This is a genomic window from Streptomyces avidinii (assembly GCF_045161815.1).
GTDB lineage: Bacteria > Actinomycetota > Actinomycetes > Streptomycetales > Streptomycetaceae > Streptomyces > Streptomyces avidinii.
Genome location: NZ_CP108863.1, coordinates 8,658,659 through 8,671,279 on the forward strand (window position 1 = coordinate 8,658,659; position 12,621 = coordinate 8,671,279).

A 12,621-nucleotide genomic window follows, 5' to 3' on the forward strand; every position below is an offset into this window, starting at 1 on the left:
TCGATCAGGCCGCTCGGTGGCCGTTCCTTTCGACGGGGGTGGGGGAGCCTCCTGCGGGACGTTCCGCGGCCCGGTCGCCCTCGGCCGGGCCCCGTGCCAGGTACTGCTCGGCCGCACGGGTGGCCTGCCCGGCGTCGGCGGGCGCACCCGAGGCCATCGCCTCCGCCACCCCCGAGGCGAGCTCGCCACTGCGGTCGTCGAGGTGCAGCAGGCTCCCCGCGAGCCGGTCGAGCGTGCCGCGCGCCCGCGCGGTGCGCAGCATGCCCAGCACCCCGGTGTGCGTACTGCCGGAGGTGAGCGCCCCGTCCGGCGGGCCGGCGGCGTCCTTCAGCATGCCCAGGAGCGGGCCGCGCAGCTCGGGCCGGCCGGCCACCACATGGTCGATGGCCTTCGCGAGGTACTCCAGGACCGCCTCCTCGGTCTCGGGGAGGCCCACCACGTGCAGGGTGTGTTCCAGGACCCCGGGGTGGTCGCGGGAGACCGCGGCGGCCGCGGCCCGCACCAGCGCGGGCCGACGGGACAGTTCGGCGTCCGGCAGCCGCCGCAGCCGCTCGGCGAGCCTGCCGTCGATTTCGTGCTTGTGCGCCTCGGTGCCCGCCGCCAGCCGCGCACGGCTCAGCAGGGCGCCCAGCGCCTCGAACTCCCTCCCCAGGCTCGTGGCGGCCTCCTCGGCCTCGGCGAGGTCTTCGTCCGCCTCGCTCACGTCGCCGTCCGCCTCCGCGAGCCGGGCCGACAGCAGGAGTAGTTCCAGCCGCAGCTCGGGGAAGCCGGCCTCGTCGGCGCCCTGTACCGCTGCTTCGGCGGCCGCTCTGGCCTCCGGCCGTCGCCCCAGCCGGTCCAGGGTCTCCGCCCACAGGGGGTGCAGCGGGCTGCCCGCGGTCCACGGCCGCCGCTCCTCGAGCCGGGCGGCGGCCGCGTCGGTGTACCCCTGGGACAGCAGGCCCTCCACCTCGTGGGCCGTGATGCGTTCCCAGTCCTCCTGGTCCGCCTCCGCCATGACCTCGTCCGAGGTGTGGCCGCCGAGGCGCCCCGAGAGGTAGGCGGCGGACCGTCCCGCCATGTCCTGCTCGGCCCCGGCGAGCAACCGCTCGACTCCCGGCACCCAGCGCAGCTCCACCTCGCGGGGGCTCTCGTTCAGCCGCAGCCGGTGGTAGATCTCCTCCGCGCGCGCCTCCGTACCGTCCTGGGCCGCGTAGTACGCGACGGCCAGCCACCCCACCGCGCGCATCTGGTCCGTACGGGCCCGGTCGGCCAGCCGTAGCATGATCGCCCGCAGGTCGGACCGGTGGCACACGCATCCCGGACCGGCGGACTCCACCAGGTCGAGCCGGGACAGCAGCTCGAAGAGGCGCTCGGCCTCCTCGTCGGATTCCACCACGAGCCCGCACGGCGCGGCGAGGACCTCTCTGATCAGCCGCGGGGTGATGGCCCGCAGCCCCAGTCCCGCCTGAGCCAGCGAGCGGACCTCCGGGTCGCGGATGTGGCCCAGGAGGCGCTCGTACAGGGTCCCTTGGATGATTGTCTGGTCGACCGTGCGGAAGAAGTGCCGGCGTCGCCGCGGCAGGCTCTCGATCAGCGCGTTCAGGGACTGGACCCCGTCGCCGTCGCCCCGGCTCCTGTCGTTCTCGGCCGCCTGCACGGCCGCCCGCGCGGCCAGCTTCAGGCTCAGCGGGTGCCCGCCCACGCGCTCGGCGAGCTTCTCGGCCAGCCGCTTGTCCGCGACGCCGCAGGACACCAGCAGGGCCACCGCGGCCTCGTGGTCGAGGTCGCGCAGCTCGATGGCCAGCAGCTGCACCGCCCGGGCCGGGTGCCGCTCCAGCAGCCGCCCGGCGACGACGGTCCGCAGCCGTGGATGGACCTTCTGGAGCCCCGCCCACACGCCCCACATGCGGCCCAGCTCGGGGGAGCCGCTGTACTGGGCCTCCTCGAAGGAGTCGACCACCAGTACCAGGGGCGGCTGCTCCGCCGCGGGGACGCCCACGGCGGCGACGACGAGGGTCGCGAGCTGCGCCGCCAGGACTCCCTCACGGGCGGCGGCCACCGCGTGCAGCCCCGACATGGAGAGCCGTCCCATCGTGGCCCGGGTGGTGGAGAGTCCGTAGAGCTCGTCCACCGTGTCCTCCGCGGTGCGGTGGACGCCCGCCGCCGCCTCGCATTCGTGGGCGAGGGCGTCGAAGGCGGCGCGCTGCCGCGGGTACTGGATGCCGAGCTGCCGGGCCATCTCCGCGATCAACGTGGCCGGTTCGTGGACCGACAGCGTGGGACGTTCGAAGTCGATGTAGGCGAAGGGGAAACCGGTGGGGGAGTCGTGCAGACTCTCCAGGAGGAACCTCGCGAGCAGGGTGCTCTTGCCGACGCCGCCGGGCCCGTGGATGAGTACCGGCCGCTCCGTGGCGCCCGCCCGGGACACCTCGCTGCGGATCTGCCGCAGCCGCTCCGGCAGGGTGCCGACGGGCAGTCCGATGTACGCGCGCAGCTGGGCGAGTTCGTCGGTGCGCCCCTGGAAGGGGCCCTGTACGAACCGCTCCAGCGGTTGCAGCAGCCGCGCCCGCTCCAGCAGCCCCTGGACCGCTGCGGTCTCGGGCAGGCCGGTGATCCCGGGAATCTGGGCGAGCCACAGGACGGCCTGAAGGGTGTGCGGCAGCTCGTCCGCATTCTGCCGGGCGAGGTCCGGGAGATCGCCCCCGAGGTAGGCCAGGACGGTCTGCTCGGGTCCGGGTCCGGGAGGCATCCGGTCCAGGTTGGCCGTCAGGGCCCGGCGGGCCTGCTGAGGACCGGCGAAGCCGCGCAGCGCCGTGTCGCGGACCTGCGACTTGAGTACCCAGGTGCAGCTGTTGCGCGCCCCGGTGGTCCGGCAGTCCTGCACCAGCTCCAGAGCGGCTCGCCCCGAGGGCTCCTCCTCGCCGGGCAGCCGCAGCTGCGCCGGGTCGAACCGGGACAGCAGCGAGGCCGCTTCCCGGTAGGCCCGGCGAAGGTCCGACACGGGTGCTGGGCCGGGGGAGGCCGCCGCGGCGCACAGCCGCTCGCGCAGCAGAGCGCCGAAGTCCTGGCCCGGGGCCAGGGAGCGGTAGAGGCGCACCGACTCCTCCGCCGCCGTGCAGAGCTTGCGCATGTAGCTGTCCGGGCCGGGGGCGTCGCCGGCCTGCAGGACCGCGGGGACGGCGGCCTCCACGAGGGCGGACAGCCGCTGATCGCCCGGAGGCGCGGCCGGGTCGGAGGCGGCCGGGTCCGAGGCGGCGGGGTCCGAGGCGGCCGGGTCCGCGGCGGTCAGGTCGGAGGCGGCCGGGTCCTCCGCGGCCGGGTCCGCCGTTCCGCCCGGCGAGGCCGATTCCGTCGCCGCTGCTTCTGCCGCAGCCGCTTCCGTCCCGGCCTCCGTGAAGAACTGCAGGTAGAACTGCCGCAGATCCTCCGGACCGAGTCTCCGCGCGATGTCCCGGACCTCGTTCTTGCGGATCTCGTACGGAAGCTGGCGCATGGTCGGCGAGTACCCGAGCAATACGAGCCGGGGCGCGGCGTCCGGCCGTACCGGCCTGTGCTCATAGATGGTCAGGGCCAGCTTGCCGATGCAGTCCCAGACGTCGGAATTGACGTCGAGCTTGTCGCAGTCGTCGAGGACGAACCAGTACTGTCCGCTCGCGGCGGTGGCCTGGCTGACGATGCGGTGGAGCGCCGCCTCCATCTCGGGCAGTGGATCGTTCAATTGTGTCGGATTCAACGGTGCGAGGGCCGTGTGCGGGTCGCCGACGAACTCGGCGAGCCGGAGGATCACCTGCTCCGCGGTCGAGGCCCGGTTCAGCGTCAGCCGGACCGGGCGGAAGCGGGAGTGCAGGCCTATGTGCCGGATCAGGTGGTAGGTGTACGAGCGGCCGCTGTCCGGTTCCCCGTCCACCACCAGGACCGTCTTGTCGGGGTCCTCGATGAACTCGCGAAGCCTCTCCCTCAGGTCCACCCGGTCGATGAACACCTCGGTTCCGTTCCCGAGCACCGTCGAGAGGAAATGGTCCTGCGGCGAGATGTGCAGCCGGGCGGCGTGCACCAGCTCGGACTTGAGCCGCAGGACCTCCACGCCGACCGGGAGCGAACTCAGCGAGTCGAGCCGTACGAGGGTTTCGAGAAGCAGGAGTTGGGCGTCGATGCCGTCGTTCCGCACGGCCTCGACCAGGGCCACGGCGTTGTCGCTGCTCACGTAGTTGAGCGGGATCCTGCTCACGAACTCCGGTGTGAATCCGAACTGCACCAGCCGGGAACGGGGTTCACCGGTGATGAAGAGGTGGTCGCGCACCCATTCGGTGACGAGGCCCCACTCGGTATCCTTGGGAGACATACCGCACCTGCACACCCGCCGAAGCGGCGCGTAATGACGGACTGCCTGATACCTGCAATGGTTTCACTCGGCCTGTCCGGCCGCAACGCGGCGACCGGTGCCCCTGCGGAGTCGGGCCGCCGCGCCCAGTGGCGGGCGGCCCGCACCGGTCAGCTCCCCAGGACCATGTCCTCGTAGGACTCCAGTCGCCGCCAGCGCTCCTCGGGCGCGCGCGTCAGGGGCATGAGGTCCGCCGCGGGCAGCGGTCCGAGGTCGAGTCCGGTCAGCTCCGCGATGTCCGCCACCGGCACCTGGAACGTGCGGTACGCGCCCAGCGGGGGCGGGTCGCCGGGCTTGGCGCCGGCCATCGCCCGCTCGCGGTCCCGGCTGAGGTCGGGGCTCTGGTCGAGGATGTACGCGGTCGAGGCCAGCGCCCCGCCCTGGACGAAAGCGGCCACTTTCCAGAAGCGCAGCGGCACCTGAATGCCCCGGTAGGGCGGGTCGGAGTCGTGCAGGACGGGGCCGGTGAAGACGCTCAGCTTGCGGTCGAACCGGGCCGCGTGGTCGAGCAGGTGGTTCTCCAGCCCCTGCCACAGCTGCTTGCCCTGGTTGAAGACGTCCTGCTGCGGGGCCGCATTGGTGAAGTGGAACGTGTCCGTGTTCGCGCGGCCCGCCTCTGCCGCCGCACCCCAGACCGGGTCCAGGCGGCGGACCAGGTGCCCGCGGTCCAGGGGGTTGTCGCGGTAGACGTCGTTGCCGGCCTGCTGGGACTCGGGCACCCGGGGGTCGAATGTCCAGGCGTCGTCCCGGGGTACGTCCTCCAGGAGCTTCTGGCCGTCGATGCAGACGGCGGTGGAGGCGGCCAGCCTGCGGTCGGGGCGCAGGACGACCGTGAAGTGGGTGTAGGGGAGGACCACGGTGTCGACCGCGGCCGAGGCCGGGACGGGCAGCGGGACGACGGGCCCCAGGAAGGCCTCGTCGTAGCCGGTCCGGTCGGCGAGGGCGTCGGGGCGCGCCGCGGTGCCCGCAGCACGATCCGGCGGCGTCTCAATTGCGTTCATACGATGGGAATACCGCGCGGGGATGATCATTTACGGGGGCGCGTCACGGGCCACCCGAACAGCGGCCACCCTCCCGTCACCCCGCGGCAGGCCCGATCGGGCGGCTTCCCTCCCGCCCCGGTTCGGACGGGGCGGGCCGCGGAATCCATCCTCCGACCCCCTCCGCCCGGCGCGCCCCCGAGGAGCCCCCGTGCCCACTGGACTTTCCCTTCACGTCGGCTTGAACAAGGTCGATCCCGCTGCCTACGACGGCTGGGACGGCACACTCCTGGCCTGCGAGAACGACGCCCGAGACATGGCGGCGGTCGGCCGCGCCGCGGGATTCGAAGACACGGTCGTCCTCACCGGCGACGGCACGGTGGAGAACATCATCGGCGAGCTGCGCTCGGCGGCCGCACGGCTCAAGGCCGGGGACATCCTGCTCTTCACCTACTCGGGCCACGGCGGCCAGATGCCCAACACCACTGGATCGGACGCCGAGCCCGACCGGCAGGACGAGACGCTGGTGTTCTTCGACCGCCAGTTCCTCGACGACGAGCTGTACCGCGAGTTCCAGCGCTTCGAGGAGGGCGTCAGGATCGTCGCCCTGCTCGACTGCTGTCACAGCGGCAGCGCCATCGAGTCCGTGCACGAGCTGCTGACCCCCGAGGCCATGCAGTCACACTTCCAGACGAGTGACCCGGGCGGACTGGAGGCCGCCTCCCGCATGATGCCGCTGTACAGGCAGCAGCAGGCCTTCGAGCGGGACCGGGCCTTGTACGAGGGGCTCCAGCGCGAGCTCAGGAACGGCAACGGTGGCCGCCCGACCCCCGGCGCCGTGCTCATCGCCGCCTGCCAGGACAACCAGGTCGCCTCCGACGGCGACGTGAACGGACTGTTCACCGCGCAGCTGCTCAAGGTGTGGAAGGAGGGCACCTTCCGGGGCGACTACCGCACCTTCCACCGGGACATCCAGAAGCGCATGCCCGCCATCCAGAGCCCGAACTTCTACACGACGGGCAACCCGCCCGAGGACTTCCTCCGGCAGAAGCCGTTCACGGTCTGAGCGCCCCTGCCCGGCCACCGACCGTGCGGCGCACGTCGAAGGACCTGAAGGAGTCGTTCGAAGAAGTTCGTTCGAAGGCGTTCGCCGCGGCCCCGACGACTCCGACGACTACCGTCCGTCCGAGGATCGGCCGGCATCGACCCGCGGGGGCCACTTCTTCCCCTTCAGCGCAGTCACTTCTTCGGTCAGCCCCCTCACTTGGGCGGACAGCTCCCTGATCTGCTTGCTCAAGGCCGCCAGACCGTCCTCCCGGCCCACACCACCGTTCCCGTTGACAGCGGCGCCCCGCGCCCGGGCGACCCCGGCCGGGACGCCGCTGATCCGGATACCCACCTCCTGCCATGCCGACAGCACGGCCAGCTGTTCGGCGCTGCCGTCCCCGTACAACTCCTCGGCCTTCCGGTAGGTGGTATCCGCGAAACTCTGGAACTGAGTGTCCATACCGGAAGCCTTGAGCGATTCGTACCAGATCACTCCGGGAGCGCCCCAAGAGAACCCGCCGATGCGCGCTGCCGCCAGATAGAACGCTTTGTTCGGAATGCCGGAATTGATGTGCACCCCGCCGAAGTCCCCTCTCTCGTTGTCCGGCAGGTTGGCGAAATTGCGCATGTGGTCCGGCTGGGGGTCCCTGCCGAACAGGGCGTTGTCGTAGGCCTGCCCGGGAGCCTTCATCGAACGCAAGGCGTCCGCATCGACCCCCGGGGTGAACACATCGGCCCCGATCAGCCAGTCCGCGGTCTCGGCCGACTGGTTCAGCGACCACTGCTTGACCAGTGACCCGAAGACGTCCGACATCGACTCGTTCAGCGCACCGGACTGATTGTGATACGCCAGCCCCGCTGTGAATTCGGTGACTCCGTGTGTCAACTCGTGGGCGATGACGTCCAGGGAACCGGTGAAGTCGGTGAACAGCTTTCCGTCCCCGTCACCGAAGACCATTTGGCGTCCGTCCCAGAACGCATTGTTGTAGTGCGCGTCGTAGTGCACGTACCCGTCGAGGCGCATTCCCCGGTCGTCAAGTGAGTTGCGCTGGAGTACCTCGCGGAAGAAATCACGTGTCTCGGCGAGTCCGTCGAACGCTCGGTTGACGGACTCGTCCGTGGACGCCGGTCCGTCCTCCGACCGGGCCAGTTCGGCAGAGTGCAGGAACCTGCCCCGTCGGCAGTCGAAGATGGTCCGCCGGCCATTGCCTGCGGCGGCGCCGGGCAAGGACCCCCGGACCGACCTCTCGCCGCGCAATCGAGCCGTGCTCACCAGGGAGTCCAGGGCGGCTTGACGCACCTCAGGGTCTTCGCTCTCCAAGAGCTTGTAGAGGATGTGCGGGGGGATGATGCAATTGAGACGGCGGGTCCTGCTCATGGCATATCTCCTGTGAAAGAGGAGCGCGGCGGTGAATGCCTGGCCAGTAGTCGGGCAGTCCCCGATGGGCCTTCTTCCCGCAGCGGCGCGCACCGGTACGGGGTGAAGCAAGAAGTGGATGTCCGGCGATGATCGCCGAGGCGGGCAAGGATGCGTGGGGCGAGCGGCGACAGAAGCGCTCAGCGCCCACCGGAGCCGTTCTCGCGGCCCGCCACGCCGATGTCAACATTTTCCCGCCGGCCCTGGTCACCGGCAAACGCAGCGCGATTCATGTCCGCACCGTTCGGTGAGATTCGGCGCGGTTCCCGCGCCCGACACGGCGACAAGTGCCTCGCTCCGGCGGGGGACCGGTACCGGTGATGACGCACTCGATGTACGGTCCGCCCAGCCTGGCCGGGTTCGCCTGAATAACCCCGTATAGACCCATGCTTCACGTCAGGCTTCTCGTCCGGCTGCTGCGTCGGAGGCCGGGCATCCCGGTCGGGATCGTACGGAATGGGACGGGTTCGGCACCGGGAGTGACACCGACGGCGGATTCAACGCTGAAGGGCATGAGTCGCCGTCCCGGCCGCGACCACGACCCTGCCCCCGACGTTCCGTCCCCCGATCCTCAGAGGCCACCGCGCATGCACCCACCAATCGGCAACCCGGATCACGACACGATGGAGCTCTTCCTCGGTGATGTGGGTGCACCCGGTACGGCGCCGGAGCCGCCGGCCCCGGTGTTCGTGGACACGTCGGGGCGCAGACAGCGCCGGGTGCGCCGCTGGGGTTACCTGCTGGTGGTACCGGCCGCCGCCTACGTCGTCCTGCTCATCAGTACCCTGCTGGGCGGCCCCACCCTCCAGTCGCCGTTCCTCCCTTCCGCCCAGGCTCCGCAGACCCCCGCGCCCGAGGGGACGGCCGGGAGCCGCACCGCGAGCCCGTCCCCCCGCGGCGCGGTGAGCGGGAGCCCGCGACCCGCCCCGGCGGCCTCGCGCAGCGCTGCACCCTCCCCGGCCGCCGCGACCGGGACCAGCCCTGCGACACCCGGCCCCGGACCGGCTCCGACGAAGACCGGCAACGGACCGGGAGACCCCGTTCCGTCGTCTCCCGGCGGCGGGCGCGGTCGCGGCACCGAGCCGCCGGGCCAAGGCGGAGGCAAGCCCACCAGCCGCCCCTGAGCCCGGCACGCCGGGCGTGGTCCACACCGGCGACACCGCATGCCCCAAACACCGCTCCGCACCGCTCCGCACCGCACCGCTCCGCACCGCTCCGCACCGCTCCGCACCGCACCGCTCCGCACCGCACCGCACCGCACCGCACCGCACCGCTCCGCTCCACACCGCACCGCTCCGCACCGCACCGCACCGCACCGCACCGCACCGCACCGCTCCGCTCCACACCGCACCGCTCCACACCGCTCCGCTCCACACCGCACCGCTCCACACCGCTCCGCACTGCGCAGCAGGCAGGAAGACCCCTCCCTTGTCGAAGAACCGTCGCCGCCGCCCCCACGGCAGGCACAGCTCCGTACGCAACGTCCCCCTGCGCACCCACTGGCTGCTGCTGACCACCCTCGTGCTCACGCTCTCGGCGGCGTTGCTCCTCCAGGGCTACACCCAGCACCTGTTCGACTCCACCCCCGACGGGGCTCCCCGTGAGCGGGGTCCGGGAACCGCAGTCCCGGCGGGCATCAGCTCCGGCGGGCCGGTGATCGAGGGCACGGCCGGTCGCACCGCCGCCCCGGCGGCCCGCACCCTCGCACTGACCTTCGACGACGGCCCCGACCCCGTCTGGACGCCGAAGATCCTCGATGTGCTGCGCCGCAACGACGTGCCCGCCACCTTCTTCACCGTCGGCACCCGGGTCGCCGAGAATCCCGGCCTCGCCCGCCGGATCGTCGACGAGGGCCACCAGATCGGCCTGCACAGCTTCACCCACACCGATCTCGGTACCGCGTCCGCCTGGCGGCGTTCCCTGGAACTGCGCGAGACCCAACTCGTCATCGCCGGCGCCACCGGCGTCACCACGCCGCTGCTGCGCCCGCCGTACTCCTCCACCAACAAGGCGCTCGGCGACGCCGACTGGAGCGCCGTCGTCCAGGCCGGGCAGGAGGGCTACCTGACCGTCCTGACCACCCTGGACAGTCAGGACTGGCGACGCCCGGGCGTGGAGCAGATCATCACCGGCGCCACCCCGAAGGACACGGCCGGGCAGATCGTGCTGATGCACGACGCGGGCGGGGATCGCACGCAGACAGTCGCCGCGCTCGAACAGCTCGTGCCGCGGCTGAAGGCGTCCGGCTGGAAGTTCGTCACCGTGGGCGACGCGGTCGCCCTCCCCGAAGTCGTGCAGCCGGCCGGGACCGCGGACCGATGGCACGGCCTCGCCCTCATCACCGCGATCCGCACCAGCGACTGGATCATCGAAGCCCTCTCGTGGCTGCTGTGGGCGGCGGGCGCGATCAGCCTGCTGCGTGCGGTGGCCGTCTTCGTCGCCGCCAGGCGGCACGTGCGGATGCGCCGCAGGCCCTGGGGCGCTCCGGTCACCGAACCCGTCAGCGTCATCGTCCCCGCCTACAACGAGAGCGCCGGCATCGAGGCCGCAGTCCGCTCCCTGGTGGCCTCGGACCACCAGGTCGAGGTCATCGTCGTCGACGACGGCTCCACGGACGGCACGGCCGACATCGTCGAGGCCCTCCGGCTGCCCGGCGTACGGGTCATCCGGCAGGAGAACGCCGGCAAACCGGCCGCCCTCAACACGGGCATCGCCGCGGCCTACTGCGATCTGCTCGTCATGGTCGACGGCGACACCGTCTTCGAACCGGACGCCGTTCGCATGATCGTCCAGCCCTTCGCCCAGCGCCGCGTGGGCGCGGTCTCCGGCAACGCCAAGGTGGTCAACCGGGGCGGGCTGCTCGGACGCTGGCAGCACATCGAGTACGTCGTCGGCTTCAACCTCGACCGCCGCCTGTTCGACCTCGCCGAGTGCATGCCCACCGTCCCCGGTGCCGTCGGCGCGTTCCGCCGCGAGGCGCTGCTGAGGGTCGGCGGCGTCAGCGACACCACCCTCGCCGAGGACACGGACCTCACCATGGCCCTGTGCCGGGACGGCTGGCGCGTCGTCTACGAGGAGCGGGCCAAGGCCTGGACGGAAGCCCCCGCATCGCTCGGCGCCCTGTGGAAGCAGCGCTACCGGTGGTGCTACGGCACCCTGCAGGCGATGTGGAAGCACCGGGGCGCCCTCACCCAGCGGGGGCAGGCCGGAAAGCTAGGCCGACGCGGTCTGGGCTACCTGCTGATGTTCCAGGTCCTGCTGCCCCTGCTCGCGCCCGTCGTGGACGTTTTCGCCGTCTACGGTCTGCTCTTCCTCGACCCCCTGCGCATCGTCGGCCTGTGGACGGCGTTCCTGCTCCTCCAGGTCCTGATGGGGCTGTACGCGTTCCGCCTGGACGGAGAGCGGCCGGGACCGCTGTGGAGCCTGCCCCTGCAGCAGTTCGTCTACCGCCAGCTCATGTACCTGGTCGTGATCCAGTCCGTCTTCACCGCGGTCGCCGGGTCCCGCCTGCGCTGGCAGCGGATGGATCGCTACGGCAGCCTCCAGGTGCCCCGCACCCCGTCCGAGCCTCCGCTGGCGGACCGGTTGTCCGTGCCCGGGGCCCCGCCGGCCCCCGAGCCCTGGGCCGCTCCCACGGCCGCGCCGTACGACGGCTACGACGCGGGCCCGGACCCCGCCTGGGCGTCCCACCCTCCTGCGCCGGCCCCGTACAGCTCGCAGGACCACATCTGGCCCTCGCAGGGGCACCGCGACCTGTAGGCACGGCGCCGGGGTGTTCCGTTCGACGTTCCCGTGAGGGCGAGCGGGGCGGGGCGTGACACCCCGGCTTCGGACGCCGGTGCCTTCCCGTCAGGACTTCGGCACGGTGTTGATGTAGTGGGTGCCGGCGCTGTAGAAGCCGTCCACCGCCTTCTGGACATCCGCCTGGGAAACGGCCTCGTCGGCCTTGTAGTAGAACCAGTTGACCTTCATGTCCCATGTGCGCGGACCGCCGGTGAAGGGAAGGTCGATGAGCCAGTTGCTGAAGTGGATGTCCATTTTCTCGCGCGGGACGTATTTGCCGGAGCTGGTGAACAGCTCCTTGCCGTCCAGGGAGTAGGTGACCTTCCCGTTCATGGCGGTGATCATCATGACGTGCCAGCCCTCGAGGCGCTGCTTGAGCGTGTGGTTGACCCGGTCCGGCGGATCGGCCTTGTACCAGCTGACGTTGTCGAGTCGCGGACCCACCGAACCCCAGCCGCCGTTCGGCAGGTACTCGTGGTCGAGCTCGCTGTAGTTCTCCGAGGAATCCGAGGCGGAAATCGGAAAGAAGGTCTGGACGACGTGGTCGCCGTTGCGACCGCTCGTGGGCTTGTCGCTGAGGTAGACCCGAGCGGCGAAGGTCCCGTTGAAGAGGGGGGTGCCGGTGCTCTGCACCTCGACCTGCTTGGTGCCCTGCTTGGTGCCGTCGGTGGAGGACTGCAGCTTCAGGACCCTGCCACCCTGGGCGGTCGTGTCGGAGGGGAATCCGGCACCGGCTGCGGACCAGCTGTCCTTGATCCCCGGGCCACCCCCACCGGTACGGACCTCCCAGCCGTGGGCGGCGAGCGAGGGGTCGTCGGGGCCGCTGTAGTGGAAGGTGTCGAACAGGGTTCCCGGCGGTCCGGACGGGGTCGGCGAGGCGCTGGGCGCGGGCGCGGCGGCATCGTCACCGGGGCCGCCGGAACACGCGGCGAGTGCGCACAGGAGGGCGGGCAGCGTGAGCGCGGTCCATGCGCGGCGACGAGGGGTGCGGCGGGGCTGGCTCACACGGGCTCCTTGGGGCGTAGTGGCGG

General features: G+C 71.5%; 8 protein-coding genes. 4 read left to right on the forward strand and 4 right to left on the reverse strand.

All coding sequences use genetic code 11. The features are described from left to right. Window positions 1–4 precede the first annotated feature (4 nt). Window positions 5–4,324: an AAA family ATPase gene (locus OG373_RS39465; RefSeq protein ID WP_405443699.1), complete on the reverse strand. Its 4,320-nt coding sequence runs from the start codon at window positions 4,322–4,324 to the stop codon at window positions 5–7. 149 nt (window positions 4,325–4,473) lie between these two features. Beyond that, window positions 4,474–5,364, reverse strand: a complete 891-nt coding sequence (locus OG373_RS39470) for a DNA/RNA non-specific endonuclease (protein WP_405443701.1) — start codon at window positions 5,362–5,364, stop codon at window positions 4,474–4,476. A 190-nt stretch (window positions 5,365–5,554) separates the two neighbouring features. On the opposite strand from OG373_RS39470, the gene OG373_RS39475 reads away from it, so the two are divergent. Next, window positions 5,555–6,409 (forward strand): caspase domain-containing protein, encoded by an 855-nt coding sequence (locus OG373_RS39475; protein WP_405443702.1) that lies wholly within the window; start codon window positions 5,555–5,557, stop codon window positions 6,407–6,409. Window positions 6,410–6,517: 108 nt separating this feature from the next. Here OG373_RS39475 and OG373_RS39480 read toward each other — a convergent pair whose 3' ends face one another. Beyond that, the gene (locus tag OG373_RS39480) at window positions 6,518–7,768 is read right to left on the reverse strand and encodes a M4 family metallopeptidase (RefSeq protein ID WP_405443704.1); all 1,251 of its coding nucleotides are present in this window, start codon (window positions 7,766–7,768) and stop codon (window positions 6,518–6,520) included. 128 nt (window positions 7,769–7,896) lie between these two features. Here OG373_RS39480 and OG373_RS39485 point away from each other — a divergent pair, with 128 nt between their 5' ends. The 3 genes from OG373_RS39485 (at window position 7,897) to OG373_RS39495 (ending at window position 11,566) form a co-directional block, all read left to right on the forward strand. Continuing rightward, complete coding sequence (locus OG373_RS39485; RefSeq protein ID WP_405443706.1) at window positions 7,897–8,058, forward strand: hypothetical protein; 162 nt, start codon at window positions 7,897–7,899, stop codon at window positions 8,056–8,058. 336 nt (window positions 8,059–8,394) lie between these two features. After that, window positions 8,395–8,931, forward strand: coding sequence for a hypothetical protein (locus OG373_RS39490; protein WP_405443707.1), 537 nt, complete (start codon window positions 8,395–8,397; stop codon window positions 8,929–8,931). 304 nt (window positions 8,932–9,235) lie between these two features. Further along, window positions 9,236–11,566: a bifunctional polysaccharide deacetylase/glycosyltransferase family 2 protein gene (locus OG373_RS39495; RefSeq protein WP_405443709.1), complete on the forward strand. Its 2,331-nt coding sequence runs from the start codon at window positions 9,236–9,238 to the stop codon at window positions 11,564–11,566. A 90-nt stretch (window positions 11,567–11,656) separates the two neighbouring features. Here OG373_RS39495 and OG373_RS39500 read toward each other — a convergent pair whose 3' ends face one another. After that, on the reverse strand, window positions 11,657–12,595 hold the full coding sequence (locus OG373_RS39500; protein ID WP_405443711.1) for a glycoside hydrolase family 16 protein: 939 nt from the start codon (window positions 12,593–12,595) through the stop codon (window positions 11,657–11,659). Window positions 12,596–12,621 lie beyond the last annotated feature (26 nt).

What these genes read in the sequence shown, in the direction of transcription:
- OG373_RS39470 (WP_405443701.1), bottom strand. Translation starts at nt 5,364, where the DNA reads ATGAACGCAATTGAGACGCCGCCGGATCGTGCTGCGGGCACCGCGGCG.
- OG373_RS39465 (WP_405443699.1), bottom strand. Translation starts at nt 4,324, where the DNA reads ATGTCTCCCAAGGATACCGAGTGGGGCCTCGTCACCGAATGGGTGCGC.
- OG373_RS39490 (WP_405443707.1), top strand. Translation starts at nt 8,395, where the DNA reads ATGCACCCACCAATCGGCAACCCGGATCACGACACGATGGAGCTCTTC.
- OG373_RS39480 (WP_405443704.1), bottom strand. Translation starts at nt 7,768, where the DNA reads ATGAGCAGGACCCGCCGTCTCAATTGCATCATCCCCCCGCACATCCTC.
- OG373_RS39485 (WP_405443706.1), top strand. Translation starts at nt 7,897, where the DNA reads ATGATCGCCGAGGCGGGCAAGGATGCGTGGGGCGAGCGGCGACAGAAG.